The sequence below is a fragment of the Mucilaginibacter sp. GW822-FHT03E02 genome (genome assembly GCF_058801545.1).
In genome coordinates this window covers 945,629-969,484 of the sequence record NZ_JBXANJ010000001.1, presented here as the reverse complement: position 1 = coordinate 969,484, position 23,856 = coordinate 945,629, and the positions used below count along the sequence as shown (strand labels likewise).

At 44.3% G+C, this 23,856-nt stretch carries 12 protein-coding genes; 5 read left to right on the top strand and 7 right to left on the bottom strand.

Annotation, left to right across the window (positions count from 1 at the left end; genetic code table 11):
• Position 1 precedes the first annotated feature (1 nt).
• From AC1RM2_RS03815 to AC1RM2_RS03805, 3 genes are all read left to right on the top strand, one after another.
• On the top strand, positions 2 to 3,184 hold the full coding sequence (locus tag AC1RM2_RS03815) for an error-prone DNA polymerase (protein WP_492983543.1): 3,183 nt from the start codon (positions 2 to 4) through the stop codon (positions 3,182 to 3,184).
• 643 nt (positions 3,185 to 3,827) lie between these two features.
• Entirely contained in the window at positions 3,828 to 5,849 is a 2,022-nt protein-coding gene (locus tag AC1RM2_RS03810) for an HRDC domain-containing protein (protein WP_492983541.1), read from the top strand.
• 496 nt (positions 5,850 to 6,345) lie between these two features.
• Positions 6,346 to 8,655, top strand: coding sequence for a glycoside hydrolase family 3 N-terminal domain-containing protein (locus AC1RM2_RS03805; protein ID WP_492983539.1), 2,310 nt, complete (start codon positions 6,346 to 6,348; stop codon positions 8,653 to 8,655).
• A 48-nt stretch (positions 8,656 to 8,703) separates the two neighbouring features.
• Here AC1RM2_RS03805 and AC1RM2_RS03800 read toward each other — a convergent pair whose 3' ends face one another.
• The 7 genes from AC1RM2_RS03800 to AC1RM2_RS03770 form a co-directional block, all read right to left on the bottom strand.
• Positions 8,704 to 9,873 (bottom strand): ATP-binding protein, encoded by a 1,170-nt coding sequence (locus AC1RM2_RS03800; RefSeq protein ID WP_492983537.1) that lies wholly within the window; start codon positions 9,871 to 9,873, stop codon positions 8,704 to 8,706.
• Positions 9,874 to 9,968: 95 nt separating this feature from the next.
• A complete protein-coding gene (locus tag AC1RM2_RS03795; RefSeq protein WP_492983535.1) occupies positions 9,969 to 11,360 on the bottom strand; it encodes a Gfo/Idh/MocA family protein in 1,392 nt (463 codons plus the stop codon).
• A gap of 298 nt (positions 11,361 to 11,658) precedes the next feature.
• A complete protein-coding gene (locus tag AC1RM2_RS03790) occupies positions 11,659 to 12,474 on the bottom strand; it encodes a glycerophosphodiester phosphodiesterase (RefSeq protein ID WP_492983533.1) in 816 nt (271 codons plus the stop codon).
• Positions 12,475 to 12,991: 517 nt separating this feature from the next.
• On the bottom strand, positions 12,992 to 15,739 hold the full coding sequence (locus AC1RM2_RS03785) for a YncE family protein (RefSeq protein ID WP_492983531.1): 2,748 nt from the start codon (positions 15,737 to 15,739) through the stop codon (positions 12,992 to 12,994).
• A 72-nt stretch (positions 15,740 to 15,811) separates the two neighbouring features.
• Positions 15,812 to 17,386, bottom strand: a complete 1,575-nt coding sequence (locus AC1RM2_RS03780; protein ID WP_492983529.1) for a SusD/RagB family nutrient-binding outer membrane lipoprotein — start codon at positions 17,384 to 17,386, stop codon at positions 15,812 to 15,814.
• Between the two features lie 13 nt (positions 17,387 to 17,399).
• Positions 17,400 to 20,702, bottom strand: a complete 3,303-nt coding sequence (locus AC1RM2_RS03775; RefSeq protein ID WP_492983527.1) for a SusC/RagA family TonB-linked outer membrane protein — start codon at positions 20,700 to 20,702, stop codon at positions 17,400 to 17,402.
• Positions 20,703 to 20,882: 180 nt separating this feature from the next.
• A complete protein-coding gene (locus AC1RM2_RS03770; protein WP_492983525.1) occupies positions 20,883 to 21,467 on the bottom strand; it encodes a phosphonate degradation HD-domain oxygenase in 585 nt (194 codons plus the stop codon).
• Positions 21,468 to 21,736: 269 nt separating this feature from the next.
• Between AC1RM2_RS03770 and AC1RM2_RS03765 the strand changes: the two genes are divergently transcribed.
• Both AC1RM2_RS03765 and AC1RM2_RS03760 read left to right on the top strand, forming a co-directional pair.
• Positions 21,737 to 22,315, top strand: a complete 579-nt coding sequence (locus tag AC1RM2_RS03765) for a helix-turn-helix domain-containing protein (protein WP_492983523.1) — start codon at positions 21,737 to 21,739, stop codon at positions 22,313 to 22,315.
• 191 nt (positions 22,316 to 22,506) lie between these two features.
• Positions 22,507 to 23,841, top strand: coding sequence for a DUF5690 family protein (locus tag AC1RM2_RS03760; protein WP_492983521.1), 1,335 nt, complete (start codon positions 22,507 to 22,509; stop codon positions 23,839 to 23,841).
• Positions 23,842 to 23,856: the final 15 nt, after the last annotated feature.

Genomic DNA, 23,856 nt, shown 5'->3' with positions numbered 1-23,856 from the left:
TATGGAGTACACGGAATTACAGGTTACCAGCAATTTTAGCTTCCTGCGTGGCGGCTCGCACCCCGCCGAACTGGTTGAGGCAGCCGTAAAGCTGGGCTATACTGCTATTGCCATTACCGACCGTAATACCGTTGCAGGTGTAGTGCGTGCCCATGCCGCTGCAAAAAGTGCCGGCATCCGTTTTATCCCGGCCTGTCGGCTTGATTTGTTGGACGGCCCCAGTCTGCTGGCTTATCCTACCGATATTACAGCCTGGGGGCGTTTGTGCGCTATGCTTACCAAAGGCAATCTGCGTACCGAAAAAGGCAAATGCGATCTGTATAAAAACGATGTATTTGAACATGCCGAAGGCATAAAATTTATAATTATTCTCCCCGATGAATTAAACACCTGTTTTGATTTTGATGATTCATTTAAGCAGGATTTAAAGGAGTACCAGGCAGTTTTGGGCCATGATTTATATATAGCTGCAACCCGATCCTACCATGGCGATGATGCTAAACGCTTTTACCGGCTTTCGCAATTAACCATCCCTATGGTGGCTACCAATGATGTGCATTATCATGAGGCCGAAAGACGCGAGTTACAGGATATAGTAACCTGTGTACGCGAAAAGTGCACCATTCATAACGCCGGTTTCCGGCTGCATGCCAATGCTGAAAGACACCTGAAACCTATTGAAGAGATGGAACGCTTGTTTAAGCAATACCCTGATGCTTTGGCACGTAGCCAGGAAATTGCCAATGCCTGTCATTTTTCGTTAGATACTTTAAAATACCTGGAGCCGGAGTGGATTAGTCCCGATGGGCGCACGGCAGATGAGCACCTGGCATCACATACCTGGGCCGGTGCCAAAAAAATGTTTACCGATGCGGAATTTGAATTACAAAAGAAACAGATCCAGTTTGAGCTTGATTTTTTTAAGAAGCGAAAACTGGCCCCTTATTTTTTACGGATTTTTGAATATACCCAAAAGGCCGAGGAGTTAAAAATTTTGCACCAGGGAAGGGGCTCGGCGGCAAATTGCGCGGTTTGTTTTTGCCTGGGGATAACTCCCGTTAATCCTGCTAAATCTAACTTGCTGTTTTCACGCTTTATGTCCGATTCGCGGGAGGAATGGCCCGATGTGGATGTTGATTTTGAGCACGAGCGCCGTGAGGAAATTATCCAATGGATATATGAAACCTATGGCCGCGAACATGCGGCTATTGTTGCCACGGTTACACAGGAGCGGCATAAAGGCGCAATCAGGGATGTGGGTAAGGCTATGGGTATTTCGGTAGATACCATTAACAGGCTTTCGGGCGCTATCCGGGACTTTTCGGAAGATGATTTTGACCGTGAGTGTATTATTGCACAGGGGCTGAACCCTGATGATCCGCTCTTGAAAAAAGTACTGCAACTAACCGAAGAACTGATGGGCTTTCCCCGACAGTTGGGGCAGCATACCGGCGGTTTTGTGATTACCCAATGCAAGCTTTCAGACCTTTGCCCCGTAATGAATGCCCGCATGGAAGATCGCACCCAATTGGAATGGAATAAAGACGACCTGGAAGATTTGGGCATTTTAAAGGTAGATGTGCTGGCTTTGGGCATGCTCACCTGCATCCGCAAAGCGTTTGACCTGGTTATGCAGCATTACGGGGAAGAACTGACCCTGGCAAACGTGCCGCAAGACGACCCGGCGGTATATGAAATGATTTGCCATGCCGATACACTCGGCGTTTTCCAGATAGAAAGCCGCGCACAAATGTCAATGCTGCCGCGATTGAAACCACGGGTATTTTATGACCTGGTGATAGAAGTAGCCATTGTGCGCCCGGGCCCTATACAGGGCGATATGGTGCACCCTTATTTACGCAGGCGCGATGGGATAGATAAAGTTGAATATCCTTCGGAAGAACTGAAAAAGATATTGAAACGGACATTAGGGGTACCTTTATTCCAGGAGCAAGCTATGGAGATTGCCATGGTAGCGGCAAATTTCACCGCTGCCGAAGCCGACCAGTTACGCCGCAGTATGGCTACGTTTAAGGCCAAAGGATTGGTGAGTAACTTTCGTGATAAACTGGTGGCCGGTATGATGGGTAAAGGCTATACCGAAGATTTTGCCAGACGTATTTTTAAGCAGTTGGAGGGCTTTGGCAGCTATGGTTTCCCCGAAAGCCATGCTACTTCATTTGCCCATTTGGTATACATTTCATCATGGCTTAAGTGGTATTATCCGGATGTTTTTGCCGTGGCTTTGCTCAACAGCCAGCCAATGGGTTTTTACCAGCCGGCGCAGATAGTGATTGATGCCGAAAGGCATGGTGTAGTTGTGCGCCCGGCAGATGTAAACCACTCCATGTGGGATAACACGCTGGAAGAAAAAGATGGTAAGTTTTGCGCCGTTCGTTTAGGCTTCAGGCAGGTGAACGGCCTGCGTGAGGACGACATGCAGGCGCTGATAACAGGGCGCGGAACAGGTTATACCAGCATCAGCCAGTTAAGCGATGCCGGTGTACCGCAGGCCGCCATTGAAAAACTTACCGATGCTGATACATTCCGCTCCCTGAAGCTCGACCGCCGCGAAGCTTTATGGGAAGTGCCCGCACTTAACGATAAGCCTATCGGCCTGTTTGCCGGCCAGCTATCCGAAAGTGCTATGGAGGCTCAGGTTACGTTGCCATTAATGACCCAGGCCGAGCATGTGGTGCAGGATTATGTCTCTACAGGTTTATCGCTAAAGGCACACCCCGTTAGCTTTGTACGCGAAAAACTGGATCTGTTAAAAGTAACAGCTACCGGCCGGCTGGCGCAGCTAAAAGATGGCGACCCGGTTAAAGTTACCGGCCTGGTAACCGTACGGCAAAGACCCGGTACAGCTAAGGGGATTTTATTTATTACCATAGAAGACGAAACCGGCTTTGCCAACCTGGTGGCGTTTGAAAAGGTTTTTGATAAATACCGGAAGGAAATAGTGCAAGCCCGCCTGCTGATGGTAGAGGGTAAATTGCAGATCGAGGGGGAAGTAATTCACGTGATAGCACATCGCTTTTTTAACCTGTCGACACTATTACGCGGCCTTACCGCCGCCCACACCGAAGATTTGCCGGTATTAACCTTATCGCGTAGCGATGAAACAACGTCGTTGGTTACGCCGGTTAAGGAGGTTTTTCACAAAGGCAGGAATTTTAAATAACAGGGGAAAAAGGAAAGTCAAGAATTAAGAGTCAGGAATCAAGAATCAAAAAAAATAAAACTGTCGCGGGGTTATAACCCGTGACGAAAGGCTGGTTTCAGCTTTCAGCTGAACTCCGTAAGCTATAAGCTTACACCAGTTGTACCCACGAGTTACGCTACGCTAACCTCGCGGGAGTGGAAGAAAAAGGCAAAACAAAAAATGAGCTTCACCCTCTATGCGGCGCAGCCGGAGGAGGGTCGGCCAGCGCAGTGTAGCCGGGGTGAGTCGTGACCGGCGTTCAAACCTGGCACTGCCCCAAATGCAAAATGTTATGGAAAAAGACAAAACAAAAAATGAGCTTCACCCTCTATGCGGCGCAGCCGGAGAGAGGGTCGGCCAGCGCAGCGTAGCCGGGGTGAGTCGTGACCGGCGTTCAAAACCGCCATTGCTACCAATACTAAATGCTCCTGAAAAAGCTGTTTGTTAATTGAAGTTGAGTGTTAACCATGAATATTTATAATATGTTAATTATCAATTATTTATAATTTAATTTTTTAAAAATGTGTTAAGTTATGTTAACCCAATTTATATGCGTTTGCCATAATTCATGACTTTAATATCCGGCTCAAATAAAATTTATATTAACATTGCAACCGAAAATATGAACGAGACAAACCCGGCAATGCAGATGGCTTTTGATTACCTGGAAACAACCAACACGGTTGTTTTTTTAACGGGTAAGGCAGGCACGGGTAAAACCACTTTTTTACAGCGGGTACGGCAGGAATCAAAAAAGAAAATGGCTGTTGTAGCGCCTACGGGCGTAGCTGCTATTAATGCGGGCGGCATGACTATTCATTCGCTGTTCCAGATCGCCTTCGGTCCCATCATCCCGGTAGGGAATACCCGGCCCGAGATGCATTATAGCCCGGAAAAAAAGGAATTGCTTTCCAGCCTGGAGCTGCTTATCATTGATGAAGTAAGTATGGTTCGGCCCGATGTGCTTGACCAGATAGACCTCATATTACGAAACCTAAAAGGTACCACCCAGCCTTTTGGCGGTGTACAGCTTTTGCTCATAGGCGATCTGTCGCAACTAAGCCCCATCATCCGCGATGAGGAATGGATGCTGCTTGGGCGGTATTATAGTACCCCCTATTTCTTCAGCAGCCTGGTGATGCAAAAGGCACCTTATGTAAAAATCGAGCTCGATCATGTGTACAGGCAAAAGGAACAGGCCTTTGTTGATATCTTGAACGAAGTGCGTAACCAAACCATCAGCCCCGGTAACCTGGAGTTGCTGAATGCACGTCATCAGCCGGGTTTTCGCCCTACGGCCGAAGAGCCTTACATCACCCTTACTACACATAACTCCATTGCCCAGCAGCTGAATAACGAATTTGTGGAAGCATTGGAAGGGCAGGAGTTTGAATTTGCGGCCACTATCCGCGGCGAGTTCCCCAAGGATGCTTATCCTACAGAAATCAACCTGAAGCTTAAAATAGGCGCCCAGGTGATGTTTGTTAAAAACGATAGCTCGGCCGAAAAACTTTTTTATAATGGGAAAATAGGGGTGATCACCCGGATAGAACCCGATACTGTTTTTGTACGCTGCGGTCATGAAGAACGTGAAATTGCCGTACAGGCTTTGGAGTGGACCAATATTAAATATCAACTGGAAGATCAGCAAATTAACGAGACCAATGCCGGTAGCTTTGCCCAGATCCCGCTGAAACTGGCCTGGTCTATCACTATTCATAAAAGCCAGGGCCTGAGTTTTGATAAAGCCATTATTGATGTAAGCGAGGCTTTTGCCCACGGGCAGGCTTATGTAGCACTCAGCCGTTGCCGGACACTGTCGGGCATGGTATTGCGTAACCCCATTGCCGCGCACAACATCATCGGCGACCCGGCCGTTGCCCGTTTTAATGAGCAAGCAAAGTCCCTTAAACCGGATGAGGAAAGACTGGAACGCGACCAGGAGCTATATCGTCAATCGTTACTGGCCGAGTTGTTTAACTTCAGTGGATTACAAAATCGGATTACTGGCTTTGAAGAGGCAGCGCCTGACATGGAAAAAGATATTTTTGATATAGCAGAAAAGCTATCCCAGCAATTAGCCACTTATCAGCCCGAACGCATCCAAAAAGCGGCCCTCTATTTCAAAGATAAACTGGCTTTAGCTGTCGAAAACCTGCATCAGCAAATCCCGGTGCTTATGGGCTTATCTAAAGATAAAGAAACCAAAGCGGCCAAAGCAGATAAACTGATTCAATGGATGATGGCCCGGATTGTGTTAATGGACCACTTTTCTGAAAATACTTTTACCGCTATTACATATCTTGAAGAAAAGCGGAAGGCACAAGATCAGGCTGGTTCAAACCAATCGAACTCCTACGTTAAGGCTTTGAACGAAAAGCCAAATCAACAGCTTTTTGACCAGCTGATGGCTTGGCGCGATACCGCGGCTGAGAAGGAAAATATAATGCCGGGAATGGTGTTGTCCGAGAAAACAGTTGCTGCAATTGCCGAAAAATTGCCACCTACCATCAAAGCTTTGGGTGCCATTAAAGGGGTCGGCCCGCAAAAAGCCACACAATATGGCCCGCAGCTCATCGCCATGATCCGCTCTTATCTGCAGGAAACATTGGGTGCCGAAATGGAGCAGGGGAACTTGTTTTAGGGGCAAGCGTAGGTTTAATAGAATCATGTCATTGCGAGTGACCATCAGGATGATCCTTAAAAAAATCGTTGTGACGTGCAACGAAATATAGTTAAACCAATGTACTAAACTACCGTCATTGCGAGGTACGAAGCAATCCTGAACTATGTAGGACTTAGCATGTCGGGGATTGCTTCGTACCTCGCAATGACGGATATTCGATACTGTTACGAAGCAATCGCAAGGAGCAAGGCGAATCTGCGCAGTTCGCGATTGCTTCGTGCCTCGCAATGACATGATTTTTGTTGAGTCTTAAACTCCTGCGGCATTTACATTTTTATATGTAAATGGCTCCGTAGGTGTCTCGCGTTGTGATCCGAATTTGAAAATGATTCTCTGAAATCTGAAAAAGAACCTTCCCGATTAATTAAGTTGAAGTATCTTAGGCTATTGAGAGAGGATATAAATAAACATCATCTTTCAATACTACATCTATAAAAACAAACTTCTTTTAAAAATGGTCATCAAAAAAGCATTTCCCATTTTGTTTGCGACTTTAGTTTTAAGCGTTGTAACCCAGGCACAGCTTTATAAAAATCCTAAAGCGCCCATTGCACAACGCGTGGCCGATTTGTTAAAACGGATGACACTGGAAGAAAAAATTGGGCAGATGAGCATGTCATCGCTAAGCGAGGCAAGCAAAAGCAAGATTGCTTACGGTGTATTGGAGAGCCCTTTTACCAATGTTTATGATATTGCCCAACAAGCTGTTGCCGCTAAGAAATACTCGCGCGAGCATACCCGGCTTGGTATTCCACCCATACAAATTGGCGAATGCCTGCATGGGCAATTGTCGGCCGGCGCTACTACATTCCCGCAAGCGATAGCGCAGGGGAGCACCTGGAACCCGGCACTGATTGAGCAAATGGGAGCTACCATTGCTTACGAGGCATCAACATCGGGTGTTGATGAAGCGCTTTCGCCGCTTTTTGATTTGATCAGGGATGCCCGCTATGGCCGGGTAGAGGAATGCTTTGCCGAAGATCCGTACCTGGTTGGCCAGTTGGGTTCGGCATTTGTACGGGGCATGCAGGGCGACCCAGCCAAAACAAAAACAAGCTTTGCCTTTGATAAAGTAATGTGTACAGGCAAACACTTTGCCGCCTACAGCAAACCTATTGCCGGTATTAACCTGGCCCCATCCGAACTTGGTGAGCGTGAGCTGCGATCAATGTTTTTACCACCGTTTAAAGCAGCTGTACAAGAGGCCAACATAGCGGCTATTATGCCATCATATAACGAGATTGACGGCATCCCGGCCCACAGTAACGAGTTTTTGCTAAAACAGATTTTGCGTAAGGAATGGGATTTTAAAGGTTATGTTTTTTCAGATTATGGCGGCTTAAGCCAACTTTACAATTTCCACAAGGTGGCCAAAACTGCCTCAGATGCGGCACTGTTGGGTATCAAAGCCGGGGTAGACCTGGAAGCATCGCGCCCGGATGTTTATGGTCATTTGATTGAGCTGGTGAAGGCTGGTAAAGTAAAGGAAGCGCAGATAGATACAGCCGTAGCCCGTATCCTGACTATGAAATTTAAGGCAGGCCTTTTTGAAAAACCGCTGCCCGATACGGCACGCATTAAAAGCAGGTTGCACACCGAAGAGCATATCAAACTATCGCAGCAAATAGCCGAGGAGTCTGTCATCTTACTAAAAAATGAAAAAAGCCTGTTGCCTTTAAATATCAGCAAATTGAAATCGATAGCTGTTATTGGCCCTAATGCTAATAAAGTGCAATATGGCGATTATAGCTTTACGCGTGATAACCTATCGGGCGTAACCGTTTTGGAGGGGATAAAGCAGTTTGTGGGCAGCACCGTTAAGGTAAATTATGCCAAAGGCTGCGAGTTATCCGGACTGGATAAAAGCGGCTTTGATGAGGCTGTAAAAACCGCCAATGAATGCGACGCGGTTGTTGTAGTGCTTGGCACAACAAGTGTAGTATGGTCGGGCGTGGGTTGGAACGGGCAAGCGCCGGGTAACGAGCCGAAAGACCCTTTTACCTGCGGCGAGGGTTATGATGTAACCGACATTAATCCGCAAGGTGTTCAGCGCGAATTGTTGCAGGCCGTTTATAAAACCGGCAAGCCGGTGATATTGGTGTTGGTACACGGTCGCCCGTGGAGTATTAGCTGGGAAAAGGAGAGTATCCCGGCTATTTTAGAAGCCTGGTACCCTGGCGAAAAAGGCGGGACTGCCATTGCTAATATTCTTTTCGGGAAAGTAAACCCATCCGGCAGGTTAAACATGAGCGTGCCACAATCAACTGGACATATCCCGGTATTTTATAACTACGTTAATTCATCAAAAGGAATTAACCGCCAGCATGGCACCGTTGAAAAGCCAGGGCAGGATTATGTGTATTCGTCAACCGATCCTTTGTTTGCTTTCGGGTATGGCTTAAGTTACACCACTTTTCAATACGATAACTTAAAGGTATCTAAACCCGTATTTAGTAAAAATGAACAGGTAACTGTTTCGGTAGATGTTAAAAATACAGGTGCAGTTGTGGGCAAAGAGGTGGTGCAATTGTACCTGGGCAACAAAATTAACTCAGTAAGTACGCCCGAAATGAGCTTAACACGATTTAGCAAAATAGCCCTTGCCCCGGGCGAGGTAAAAACAGTGAGTTTTACCATTAGCTATAAGGATTTAGCAATTTGGAACAGGCAAATGAAATTGGTTACAGAGCCGGGGATTTTTGATGTGATGATTGCAAAAGCCGCCGATAATGTGGTGCTGAAAAGACGGCTGGAATATAGATAACCATTTAAGGTTAAGCCGAAAGCTCATTAAATATGCCTTTAGGAGGTTTTATAACTCACCCAAAATATTTTCCAGGAAAAATTGTAATCCGCTAACAATCGTTTTTTCATCCAGGTTGTAATGCTTTTCGCCGGGAGTTATTACAAAAGCCCTGGTTACCTGCAAGTCATCAAGCACATTATAGAAACCTTTAGAAAGGGACGGAGTTGTTGCATATTTAATTTCGATAGCGGCCAGTGGTTTGATGCCATTTACAAGTACCAGATCGCATTCCGCACCATTATGGGTGCGGTAATAATACATGTCCAGGTGCCTGGGTTTTAATTGATAAATTTGTTCAATTACATAACCTTCCCACGAGCTACCCACAATTAAATGTAATGGCAATTCGTGGCTATTTCTAATGCGGTTTAATTCATGCAGTAATCCACTATCCCGTATATAAACTTTAGGTGCTTTTACTACACGTTTTTTAACGTTAACGTACCATGCAGATAATTGTCTTATCATAAAAGCGCCTTCCAAAAAATCCAGATACTTTTTTATCGTTACGCCGCTTACACCTAAAGCTCTTGCATAGCTTTCTGCCATCCAGATACCTCCGTTATTTGATGCCAGCATGTACCAAAAATTGCGAATAAGCTTTTCTGAAAGATTGAAGCCAAACAGTAAGGCAAGGTCGCGTTCGATATAAGCCCGGATAAAATGTTCTGCCCATCGGCTAAAAGCCTGGTCAGTTTTGCTTGTGAGTGCATTTGGAAACCCTCCTCTAAACCAATGTTGTTCCTGGCCGATGCCGCTTTCTAAAGCTTCCAGTAAATTTATCGGCGATAATTCTACAAAAGCTACCCGGCCGGCAAGTGACTCAGATACGCCTTTAACCAATGCCGGTGATGCAGAGCCTGTCAGGATAAAACGGCCTGGTTGGCGGTTCTTGTCTATCGCAGGTCTTAATTGCCTGAATATATCAGGCTGGCGTTGCACTTCGTCCAAAACAATGCAACTATCGGTGTATTGCTCAAAAATAAATGCAGCATTTTGCATTCTTGCTATATCTTCATCATTTTCGAGATCGAGATATAAAACGGCTTTATCTTCTTTATTACCCAACTCTTTCGCCAGTGTAGTTTTACCAACCTGCCTGGGTCCTAATAAAGCAATTGCCGGAAATTCTGCTAATAAATGATTTAACTCCTTTTCTAATCTACGTTTAATCATATTCAAAGTTAGTGTTTACCATGAAATATTAAAACTAAACTTTAATATTTCATGGTAAAATACTTGATTAAATCATTCGATAGGCAAAATCATACCTACACTATCTTCATCTCTTCTGCATTCCACTTAATTACCTTGTTTTCAAAATAGCTATCGTTACAAGCCAGGCAAGGCGCCGCAGCCCTGAAACCGAATACGGCGTCTTCTACAACGGGTTTGCCTGTACGTATCGAGTCAAAGAAGTTGGCAAAGTGATCATTTGATGCATTATACCCTTCCGGGGCGCGGTAGCTCTCGCCAGGGAGAGTGGGTTGCTGCTGATCAGCCTGAGAGAAACGTTTGTTATAATCGTCCATTAACGCTTTTTGCTGGGCTTCGGTAAAGGTTGATAATGAGTCCCAGCCTCCGATGCCCGTAGCTACCGGCATTTTGTTTTTGCGGATAGAAAAGCTATCGTCGCCCATCAGGTCCATCACACCTTCCGAACCTACTATTTTGGTGGTACTATGATCGCCCTCGCCGCTGATGAAGTTTACCCGCAGTGTTACCTGGAAAGCGGGATGTTCTTTTGTTTCGCCGTAGTGGATCACCGCGCTCATTACATCTGGCACGTTGCGGCCATCTTTCCAGTACGCCAGGTCGCCGATGGAATAGATTCTTTCGGGTCCTTTGGAGCCGGTTATAAAGTGTATGCCGCTTAGCAGGTGAACAAAAAGGTCGCCGGCAACCCCGGTACCATACTCGCGGTAATTGCGCCACCTGAAAAAGCGCTTGCTATCATAATCATATTTCAATTTGGCGTTTGATTGAAACCTTGCCCAATCTACGGTTTGCGGCGATGCATCAAACGGAATAGTGTATTGCCAGGCCCCGAGTGCGCTTTGCCTGTTAAAAGATGCCTCGATAGAGTTGATTTTGCCAATGGCACCGGCTTCATATAACTCCTTTGCTTTTTTATAGGCAATGCTGCTTACCCGCTGGCTGCCAACCTGTAAAACCATTTTTGTTTCCTGCTGCGCCTTAATCTCGGCCAGGCCCTGGCTTATCTGGTGTACCATTGGCTTTTCGCTATAAACGGCTTTGCCGCTGCGCATGGCATCAATGGCTATTTGGCTGTGCCAATTATCGCTGGTTGCTACAATAACGGCATCTATATCCTTGCGGGCCAATATTTCGCGATGATCGCCGGTAGTGAACAGGGTAGATCCGTAAAGTTCTTTAGCCCTGTCAAGGCGGCCTTTGTAAAGGTCGCAACAAGCCACCAGCTCAACACCGGGTACAGTTAACGCGGCCTTGGTATCGGCAAAACCCATAATGCCCATGCCGATGGTAGCAATCCGGATTTTATCATTAGGCCCTACGCGCTTTTCGGCACTCAGGATGCGGAGTTCATTTTCTTCTTTGGCGGCCAGGCTATTAAGCGTAGCCGAAGTAAGCAAAACGGAAGCACCCAGGTGCTTAATAAATTTTCTGCGGTCGGTTGACATGGTGGTAAATAAAGTTTAATAATGTTGGCACAAACCGCAAGGGGCGGTTACAGAGGTTTGCAAGAGGCAATTTAGCAAACCAAAACTAAAATGCAACCAAAATTTATTAATACTTAAATCACACGTATCAATCACCTTTGGTGTTTTTACAACGCTATTAAGTTGAGGCGAAAACAAAGGCATATAATATCGAACAATGAATTTTGAATGTCCAATACCGAAGTTTTTACTTCATTATTCGATATTGGACGTTCAGTGTTCGATATTTAATCTTTCTTAACTTAATGGCATTTGACTTTTACCTCAGCCCTTTCTCCTTCAAGAATTTTACTAATAAGGCAGGATGGTCTGTCAGCAGGCCTTTTAATCCTTTATCTAATGCTTTGTTCCAATCGTTTGGTCCTTCGCCTGCGCTTTGGATATCGGGCCAGGCCGGGATGTTGTATTTGACTGCAAGGGTTACCATCTCATTGGAGTATTGGTTGTATGAGCCGTCAAGGATATCGGGTTGATATTTATTGATAAAGCTTTCCATTGCCGCTACCGTTTTAACGCTATCGGGCATGCTCAGCATCAGGGGCATTTTTGGCGCGGCCTTACGCCAGCCTGTAAACTGGGCAGCGCTATTGATGTATACCAGCACTTGTTTTTCCATGCCGTATTGTTTTATCATCTGGTAAGCTTGTTCCGGGTCGGCTGCTTTAAAATCAAGATAAATATTGATCTTGTTTTTGCAGGCAGTAAGTATCTGCTTAAAAGTAGGGATACGGTATACGGTTTTATCTGTGGTATCCTTGCTTTTTACTTTTAGCTGTTCCAGCTCGTCAAGGGTAAAATCTTTAACATTGCCTTTGCCATCGGTCATGCGGTTGATGGTGCCATCGTGCATACTCACCAACTCGCCGTCTTTAGTAGTGCGCAGGTCAATCTCTACGTAATCAGCCTCGTTTTTGATGGCTTCCTGGTAGGCGGCTAAAGTGTTTTCGGGATAGATGACATGATCTCCGCGGTGGGCGGCTACTATGAATTTATGCTTTGATTTAGGGGCGGGGTTGGGCGTAAACAAGGTTAGGCCTGCTATGAAGGTTATAATGGTGATAAATGAAAGTTGCATTTGTTTTTTAAGTTTTGTGGTAGATGAATTTTGTAATCGCAATATCGTTTTAGCAAAAAATTGACTTACTGAATGGTTTGCGATGCTTTGAGCGAAGTACTATGATACCTTTAAAAGTTTAATATAGATTCTTTGTTTTTGTTCCATAAGGTGTTGAGGTTTATATATAAATAACTGTTTAAACGCTGGTTAATACTCACCCGACGAGGCTGCGCCGCTATGTGATATACGCCATTCCTCCCTTCAGAATTTCGGGAATTTTATTATTGCCATGAAAGTGTTGCGGTTTTGTTGCGTTTTTAATTTTATGACAATTTGTAATTTGTTGAATACCAGGTATTTAATTTTTTATGCTGTTTCACCTGTTGCGAAACGCAACAGTTTGGAATAATATCGGATAGCGCTTTGCCCGCCATCCGATACATTGCTCCTTTAAGCATTCCATGAAACTTCATCACCCAGGGTTACCGGTTGTTATTTATTTCAGGGATGCCACTGTAATCAGTTACAGCACTTTTTAATTCACTATTGTGCCCGATGTTTTTTTGCCTTTTTGTTTGTAATGGTCGTTGCGCTCCCGGTCTTCATCATCCATATCAACACCTTTTTTAATTTTGCGCCAGTTGGTGTTTTTGCTGTAACGCGCCATTGCCTTTTTAGTATCAAATACGCGCGTATCGCTTGGTATAAAAGTATATGGGGTATAGTCGGGCTTATCGGTAAAAAAATCTTGTAATAGCGATGCAGTAACATCGTACTGGTTTACATAAGGCACATCCAGCACGTTATAAATGGTTTTTAATATCGACCCAAAATTGGCGTGGGTGTGGCTAACATAGCCCTTTTTAACATACGGACCAGCCAGCATCAGGATAGAGCGGTGGGCATCCACATGATCGACGCCACCTTGCGGATCATCCTCGGTAATAATCACCAGCATGTTTTTCCAGTATTTGGTATGCGACAGAAAATCGAGCATGCGGCCCACAGCAAGATCGTTATCTGCCATGTACGATTGCCGGTAGGGATAACCATCCTTTGGCCTTACATCGGCCCCGTGATCATTAGGCACCTGCATAGTAATGAGCGAAGGCATTTTCTTTTTACCGGTAATCCACATCTTAGTAAACTCGCTTTTAAACTGCTCTACACGGAATTGGTCGGGGATGTTGGTGTTAAAGCCGGCGTAGTTATGGCTGGTACGTGTGTATAGCGCTTTTTGCATAGGCACCATAACAATATGTGCTGCGCCGGTGTTGGTATCTTCCCATTCTTCGCGCACGTGCGCGGTTTCGTTGGCCTCGCCAAAATTATAAAACTCTACATGCCTGCGCTCAAGGGCCTCCCAAAGACCACCTGTTTCGGCATAATCTTCGGGGTCCATGCTACCTGTTGAGCCAGGAAAGCGGCGACCGGGCGCCTTTGAAAACAGCTTGGCTGTTTTGCTTACATTGGAGTTGGCTTCCACCCATTCGTTGGGGATAACGCCCATCATCCAATGGTGGCCGTGGATAGATGCATCGCTATCGCAATAATAATTATCACTGAAAGCGTACTGCGTGGCTACCTTAATATGGTTTGGTGATACATTAAGGTTGCGGAACTGCATCCGGGTAGCATCCGGCAACGTATACTCGCAATGCACGCCGAAACGGGCCAGGGTGCTGTCGCCTTTGGCGTTTTTCATTTGCCCTAAAACCTCGTCATAAGTGCGGTTTTCTTTGGTAATGTATACAATGTATTTGATAGGCGTGGGCGATGTGCCCGGCAATACAGGTAACGGGTTGTTGGTAGCAGCATCAACTGGTTTACTTATGAAAGTATTGCTGATAACCTGTTGTGTGTACGCAGCCAGTTGCGCATTATCGGGCATGGCAACTTTTTGAAAGGTGCCTAACTGAATATCGCCGATGTAGGTACCTTGCGGTGGGGCAACAAAGCCGTACCCACCGTTGGGGCCCGCGCCGTACCCCCGGCACGATGTAATATAAAGTTCTTTTTCATCGGCCGATAACTTTACCCTTGATGTTCCCCAGCCGGTGGGGATAAGCCCTTTGGTGGTTTGGGTAGGGATATCAATTACAGCAACGGCATTGAAGCCTAAAAGCGCTACGTATAGCGTTTTCTCATCTTTACTTAAGCTGATGCCAAAAGGTAATAGTCCGCGGAATTTATCAATACGGGTATCAACTTTAATCGGGATATCGCCCAGCAGTTTATTGTTTTTGTAATCGATAATGGTGATATTATCATTTGTGGCATTGGTAACATAGGCATATTGGCTGCCAACAGCTATTGAATTTGGGCTTGCACCGCCGGTTACTTCGGCATCTTCCAGCATTTGGCCAACCTGGTGGCCTGTTTTAAATTTATTGGTCACTTTATTGGTAGCCAGATCAATGGTGAAAACACTCATGGCCTCGGGCGAGGAAGGGCTGCCGACACCGGGGATCTTTCGGCCTTCAACAACAGTGCCCTCGCGTGATTCTTTGGTGTTATCGCCATAAGGATGCCTGGAGATCATGATCGAATCGGCATTTTTGGGGGTAGCACCGGTTATTAAGGGATAGGAGTACATACCCACATTGGCCACAAAGGCTGTCTTTTTATCGGGACTTAAAGCCAGGCCAAAAGGCTGGCGGCCTACATTGATAGATGCGGTTATTTTTTTTGTTGCCAGGTTAATCCGCACCATGCGAAAGTTTCCCCTATCCAGCACCAATAACTCATTTTTATCCGCATTAAAAAGCAGGTCGGATGTGAAGCTGTCATCATAATCTTTATTGCCAACGCGGCCATTTAATGATAGCGAATCGGTTTTTATAAACTTCCCGGCATCGTATACAATCACAGCGCCATTATCGCCACCACTCAGGTACAGTGTTTTTGAATCGGGAGAAAAGGCTACACCCAAAAACGAACCGTTGGATAAAGGAGAAGCGATCTTTTTATCGTATGATGGTACTCTTGAGCTGCCCATGGTGGCAATATCAATAAGGGTGATAACACCGTTGTGAAGCGTTACCGCTTTTTTGCCATCGGGCGATATGGATAAGCCAAAAGGATCATGCGTAATGCGAATGGTTTGTCCGGCCGGCGATATCAATCTTCCGCTGGGTAAAACTGAAGTGCCGGCGGTGTCTATTTTACAGTATTGATTAATCCCCGGCACCTGTAAAATGCTTACCTGCTTTTGGGCAAAGGCGCCTGGTATAAGCCCAATGCCGATAGCGAACGATAGAAGAAACTTATTTTTAACTGGCATAGATAAATTGTTTTTAACCAAACAAAGGCCCCCGTTTAATGAGGGCCTTTGCAAAGTTGAGGTTAATAATTTTTATTTAAGAATGTACATAATGCCATTAATATCATCATTGCCACCAAATTGGCTTGATAATGCTTTATTATAGTTAACAGCATTTGAAGTACGCTCGGAACCAGGGTACTGGAAACGCAATGCTATACGACCACTATTACCTGTACCCGGACCAGTTGTAAATGTTGGTACACCGGTACGGCGGTAGTTGTAGTAGGCTTCTAAACCTGAGTGACGGAACAACGCCAGGTATTTTTGCTGTAATATTTTGGTAAGTCCGGCAGCATCGGCGGTATACTTAACGCCTGACTGTGCATAGTAGGTAGCCCAATCAACATTAATAGTGTAATTATCATAATTAGCAGGATTTTTAGTGCTTGTAGAGCCAGGGCGGTAAAACGAGGCCGTAAAAGTACCTGAACCCGTTGGGATACCGTAATAAGCAAAGGAAGCCTGGATGCCTTTGATGTAATAGTCTTCGGCGTTACCTGTTGCCCAGTCACGGTTAATACCTTCGGCAATGTTAAACATGAGCTCAGGGTAACCAACCTGGATGCTTGGCTCGCCGGTGTAGGTTGAGTAATAACGTTTCCTGTTCAGGAACGAATATTTCTGTAAACCTGCGTTGTTATACATCACACCTAAATCCAAACCCGGATCGGCACCTATGAATGATGAAAACGCTGTAGGGCTTTGGTGTAGGTTATCAACATTATAACGGGCAGGCTCGGCGGTTACATAAACGCGCGGGTCTTTTAAGTTTGTTAATAAACCTATATACGTAGCCGAAGTGTTTTGTCTTGAACCGTTTTGACCAAAGTTATCAGGTGTTTGCGGATAATAATTGGTTGGGTCAAGAAAAGTATATTGAAAGTTATCGGCGGTGCTGGTCATAACAGGATATTTGGTTGGGTTGCCAACAACGGTAGCAAACTGGCTTGCAACATCAATGTCGCCGGCTTTTTTACTTAGTTGTACCAATAATCTTATCCTGAATGAATTTACTACTTTTTGCCATGCGGCTAAGCTATTACTCATATAAATATCACCCGCCAGGGTAGTATTGCCAGATGCAATTAAGGCGTTCATATCGGCATTTGCACTTTCTAACCAGGCTAATGATTGTGTCATTACAGTTTTTTGCGAATCATAAACAGGAGTGAGGTTCTTTTCGCCCTGTAAAGCCTGGGTCATAGGGATATCGCCTTCTTCCATGCTCATTTTACTAAAAAGGTAAGCCCTGAAAAATTTACCCAAAGCGCTGTAAGGGTTAACAGCTGGGGCACCCGATTTAACAGCCTGGGCTTCCATGGCTACTACGTTTTTTAAAGTAGTATAATAGTTATCGCCGCTACCAAAATCATAACGGTTATTACCGTAATAATCGTAGTTGTAAATGTAGTATTGACCGTAAATTTCTTTTGATCCATCCGGAAATTCAGCGATGTTATTTAATATGCCGGTTAAAAGAAGCGATGCCGGCACCGAGTTTGGCACGTTTTGGTTAACGGTTAATTCCTGGAAACTCTTTTTACAGCTGGTTACTGTCAGTATCATAAATACCGGCAGTAAATAAATTTTAAATATCTTTTTCATATTCATCTGTAGTTTAGAATGATAAATTTAAGTTGAAGCCGTAGCTACGTACAGTTGGCGATTGCAATACAGTTTGGGCCTGGGCACCGTTGTATTGGTCAAGATCCACATCTTTAAAGCGTTTGTCTTTGTAGAAGTACAATAGGTTACGGCCGTAAAGCGACGCAGAGATTTTCTGGATAAAGCTTTTTTGCAACCATGCTTTAGGGAAATCGTAGCTGAAAGTTACTTCGCGCAGCTTGGTGAAAGTTTTATCCATCAGGTTTGACTCATCAACGTTGTAATATTTACTTACATAATCCTGAACCAATGCGGTTTGCTTGTTTGTAGAAAACTGTAATGCGCTGTAGTTTAATATAGCACCGGTTTTTGAATCAAGGTTGATTGGAACTGGTTTGTTATCGCTACCAAGGTTTGATACATATACACCCGGGCCAACATAAGTGCCATTGTAGCCTGTTACACCAAAGTTTTTCCAATCCTGGTAACGGGCATCTCCAAGGGCGCCTGTAGCAGTTTCGATATTGGCACCACCACGCATGGTTTTGTTGTGCATATAATCAATAATAACACCACCAACAGCACCATCAAACTGGAAGCCCATGCTGAAGTTCTTGTATCGGATTTTGTTGGCAATGCTCCAGTTATAATTAGCATTTTCGTGGCCTAATACCTGCCCACCAACTGAAAGTGGCTTACCTGCCGCGTCATTGATAATCTGGCCTTCTTTGGTTCTTAAAAATTTGCTGCCGCGCAGTATGTCAGTACGGTCGCCCACGCTGTAATAACCTAAATAGGTGCCGTTTTGGCCCGGAGGCAATTCTTTAAATACCTCTTTATTGTTTGCAACGTTTACTAAGATATTCCAGGTAAAGCCACCCATGTTTTTGATAGGGGTACCTTCCAATGATCCTTCATAACCTGTGCGTTTAGTTTTTAACGCGTTTAAGTATAATGTGGTGTAACCAGTTGCAGTTGAAATTGCACTTGGGAAAATCCTTGGACCATCGATGTATTGGAACGCACTGGCGCTAAAACCTAAACGGTTTTGCAGGAATTTGATATCAAAACCTTCTTCGTAGTTTACACGGGTAGATGTTTTAATGTTAGCAGCATACAGGTAATCTGTTGCGTAACCAGCAGTTTGACCGCCGTAAGGCTTGTCTGTGCGGAATGATGTGTTCAATGAATAATCCGGCCCGTTATATGGCGATGTGTAAGTAGAGCCATAACCCAGTGGGTTGTTAAATAATGACGCACCTGTGCTGCCACCAAACGCTGTGATAGAACTAAAAGGGGCAGGTCCAATTGTTGAGCTTGATGCATCAGCCTTAACGTTTGCGTATGATCCGCGTAATTTCAGGAAGGAAATTACACTTGGCAGCGGGATATAATCTGAAACTACAGTGGCTGCCGATACACTTGGATAAGTGTAGGTAGTAGGAACCTGGAAAGCGCTGGTATGATCGCTACGGTAAGTTGCGGATAGTGTGGCATATTTACCAAACGTCATATCTAATGAAGCGTAGTAACTCAATACACGTTCAGATGATTGGAAGCTGGTAGCCTGTATTGGGTTTTTTGAGTTGCTGAAAGCATATACCTCTGGCACGTTCAAATAATCGGTAGATACCCAACTTGAGTTGTAGCTCATGGTACGTAAGTTTGAACCTACTAAGCCCGATAGATTTAAGAAATTCTTGATGGTATAATTGTAGTTTAAAATCAACTCGGTGTTGTTATCAAACAAATCACGGCGATCTTCGCGGTAGTCGCCCTGGTTACCTTCACGGCCATAAGGGTGGGCCGAGAATGGCAGGTCTTCGGTACGTAAAATGTTATACGTATCAATTTGCGAACGTAACCTTAAATTAAGGTTGTCATTAAACTTGTAAGTACCGCCCAAATAACCGTAAGTGTCATTTTTGTAATGGCCACGGGTCCATTTTTGAGTTAACAAATATGGGTTATGGTAACGTTGGTATTCTTCAAATTGTGATTGTACACCTACTTTACCTGGCTGCCATATAGCTTTAATGTCAGGAGCATTAACATCCCAGTCGGCACCGGTCCAGATAGAGATGTTATAGATAATACTGTTAGGGCCGTACTGAACATCCGGGAAGTTATCAGTTGATTGCCTGTTGAAATCGATATTACCTTCAAATGTCAATTTAGGGGTTGGCGTAAATGACGCGTATAAGTTGGCATTGGCTATATTCAGGTACTGCGAAGGAATATAGCTGGTTTGGTGTTGTTGCGAAACCGAAAAACGGGTTGTATAGTTATCGCCAACTACGCCTAATGCAACGTTATTATTGGTTTGTGAGCCTACTTTTAAAAAGTTTTTCAGGTTATCCTTACCACGGGCTAACCAAGGAGTTTTTGAACGTACACCAGTTACGGGATCAACCGGACTATCATACTGCGCAATTAGCTGGCCATTAAAGTACGGTCCCCAAACGTCATAGTCACCATCTACACCACCTGGTGCGCCACCTTTACCATCAACAAATTGGTAAAAAGTATTTTCGCCTGGTCCGAAAGTGTTCTGGGTACGCGGGAACGCTAAAAAGCCGGAATTTAATACTGTACTGCTGTTTACATCAACAGTTAAGCCTTTTTTGTTTTTATCACCTTTTTTGGTGGTAATTAAAATAGCGCCATACTGTGCGCGGCTACCGTAAAGCGCTGCAGCGGCAGGGCCCTTCAATACAGTATAGGTTTCAATATCATCCGGGCTGATATTATAGGTATCTGTGTTGATAGGGAAACCATCAACAACATATAAAGATACCTGGTTACCACGGATTAACACGTTAGGATTGCCCAATAACTCGGCAGACGGGCCTACCGATACACCGGCAACCTTACCTATTAAACCCGCAATAGGGTTAGGGTCGCGCGCTGTAGTCAAGGCATCGCCTTGTACGGTTTGAACGGCGTAACCTACCCGGCGGGTTTCTTTTTTAACACCAAGCGCGGTAACAACTACCTCGTTTAATGTTTTGGCATCGCCTGTAAGGCTAATGTTTATTATTTTTTTATCGCCAACCACTACTGATTGTGTGGCGTAGCCAATAAAAGAAAACGACAGCGTTTGGCCTTCATTTGCCGAAATAATGTAACGGCCCTCAATATCGGTAACCGTACCTTTGTTTTGTTCTTTAATGCGTACACTTACACCGGGTACTGGTAAGTGGTTCTCGTCGGTAACTGTACCGCTTATTTTGCTTTGAGCTAATAATATAGATGGCGCAATACAAAATAACAAAACCGTAATAACGGTTTTTAATCTCTGGTAAAACTTATTCATCTGCTAAAATTTAAGGGTGAAACATTTGCTTTTTTCATACAGCAATGCTAAACTTTGTTTATTATTAGTAAACCAATTTAGTATTAAGCAATACTTAAGCTTTTGTTTGCCCTGTGTTAAGCAGGTGGTTTTTGTAACGGAAATATCATATCTCCGTTACAAAAAATTAACACATTCCTGTTAAGCGTTTACCTGTTGCAAATGAGTAAGGGCAATGCTTTTTAAATAGTCGATGTTATCAACGGGCGTATTCATTTCTTTGGCCATATCGTCCCAGTACCTGAGGCGTATAATCAGTTCAGCGTCTGGATTAAGTTCAAAGTCGTCGGCTTCGTCGGCTGTCATTACCCCGCCCTGGAAATTAAGGGTAGCTTTGCTGGCATCTGACAGGCGATTGTAGTATTCCGGGTATTTAAAAGTGAGGTATCTTTTGGCAATTACGTGGCCTTGCACCAGGGCGGCAACTCGTTCGGAAAAACCACGTTCCAGTAAAAAATCGGCGCCAATTTGTTCATGATCAACATTGCCCATGCCATCCATACTTTCGGCTTCGCCGGCCTCGGCACATAAATGGCCAATGTCATGAAAAAAAGCGGCTAATATTACTTCGTCGTCAAATCCCTCGGCTTTAGCCAGGGCAGCAGCCTGCGACATGTGCTCCAGTTGCGAAACAGGCTCGCCTATGTAATCTTCGTCGCCATATTTTTCATAAAGAGAAAATACTTCTTTCACTACAGCCTGGGGGTCATATGCAGAATATGTCATGTTGTTAGGTTTTTATTGCAAATTAAGCCGATTGAGGTTACGATATTATTAAATGTTTATGAAAAAAGCCCCCTAACCCCCTGAAGGGGGAACATTTTGATTGATACGTTTTTTATCTGTTTTATGTATAAGATACCAAAAAGTGAACAGTCAAGTTTATTATAATAAGGGGGCTAAGCACCTTGCAATTCAAAAGCTCCCCCTTCAGGGGGTTGGGGGGCTTAACAATTTTTTTTTTACTTTGCGAAAGTTTACCAATACTAAACAAAATGGAACAAGACATACTGATACAAATCAGTAACCGGATAAAAGAACGCCGTCGCGAAAAAAATATAACCGTACAGGAACTGGCCATACGCGCTAACGTAAGCAAGGGACTGATATCGCAAATTGAAAATAGCCGTACCATACCATCGCTTATTGTATTAATAGATATTATTAAAGCGCTTGAGATAGATATGAACGATTTTTTTAAAGATATCCGATCGAAAAGCAATTATTTTCCGGTACTCATTAAACGTAAAGATGAGTATGAGCATTTTGAAAAAGAGCATGCATCGGGCTTTCATTACCATAGGATATTTACCCAATCCATTAACCGGTCAACTGTTGATATTGTGGTGCTTGACCTTATGCCCGGTTCATCGCGGCCCATGGTTACTACTGAGGCTTTTGAATACAAATATATTTTAAGCGGCGATGTAGAGTATCATTTTGATGACTACAAGGTGCTATTAAAACAGGGTGATTCGATGCTGTTTGACGGCCGCTTGCCGCACACGCCTAAAAATACGGGCAGCAAAACTGCAAGCATGCTGGTTGTTTATTTTTTTGAGGAAAAGAAGTAGGGTTGATTTGAAAATTTGAGAATTTGAAGATTTGAAAATTGCCTAATTGGGTTTAATTTTCAAATTCTCAAATCTTCAAATTCTCAAATTGATATTAACCAAACCTTAACATAAACTTAGTTTGTCATTAATGAAATAAGTTTAGTATTGCTAAACATTTGAAATTTTACATTGATTAACCAATGACGGGTATGAGGCTGATAGAACAGTTAAGGGGCAAAGTTGCCAAATGGCCTTATTCCTTGTTGTCGGTAATGGCGGCCGTGTCTGCGTTTGGGTTGTATACCTCAATGTATGCGTTCCGAAAAGCTTTTGCCGCCGGTACTTTTACCGGGCAGCAATATCTGCATATTGATTACAAGGTTTGGCTGGTTATAGCGCAGGTAGTGGGTTATACTTTCAGCAAATTTTATGGCATCAGGTTTATTGCCGAGGTAAATGCTAAAAACAGGGGCCGGTACATATTAACATTAATTGGCATAGCATGGGGGGCATTGCTTTGCTTTGCTTTTGTGCCTGCGCCATGGAATATCGTTTTCCTTTTCATTAATGGCTTTCCCTTAGGGTTGATATGGGGACTTGTTTTCGGTTACCTGGAAGGGCGCCGGTCCACCGAGTTTATGGCGGCTGTATTATCTATCAGCCTCATATTTGCATCGGGTTTTGTAAAAACGGTGGGGCGCACGCTGCTTACCGTATTTCATGTAAATGAATTTCACATGCCTTTTTTAACGGGCGCCATATTTGTTTTGCCCCTGTTATTATTTGTTTTTTTTATGGAGTTAATGCCCGCACCAACGGCGGAAGATATCAGCCTGCGGGCCGAACGCAGCCCCATGAACGCCGCCGAACGCAAAGCTTTTTTGATGCGCTTTTTGCCCGGTATTATCCTCACCATTATCATTTATGTATTACTGACCATTATGCGCGATGTGCGCGACAATTTTGAGGTGGAAATATGGGCCGACCTTGGTATAAAAAGCAACAGTATTTATACAGGAATTGATTCTATAATTTCGGTGATTGTATTGGTAGGTATTAGCTTGCTGATATTGGTTAAAAAGAATTTGCGGGCGTTTAGCATCATCCACCTGTTTATCATAGGCGGATGCGTATTGGTGGGTGGTGCCACTTTACTTTTCTCGCTTAAAATAATTGGCCCTGTAACCTGGATGACGATGGCCGGCCTTGGCCTTTATATGGGTTATGTACCTTATAATGCCATCTTTTTCGACCGGATGATTGCCACCTTTAATTACCGCAGCAATGTAGGCTTCATTATGTACATAGCCGATTCGATGGGCTACCTGGGCAGTGTAAGTATTTTGTTTATAAAAGAACTTGGCCGACCCACCATCAGCTGGGGTGCTTTTTTTAAAGAAGGTGTAATGATAGTGGCTGTAGTAGGCGGCATATGTGGTGTATTATCGCTGCTGTATTTTCTGCAAAGCGCGAGATCAAGTCAAAATTCAAAATTAAAAAGTCAAAATGAAAGCGTTGACCTGGTGACAGGACCAATGAACTAATGAACCATTGAACCA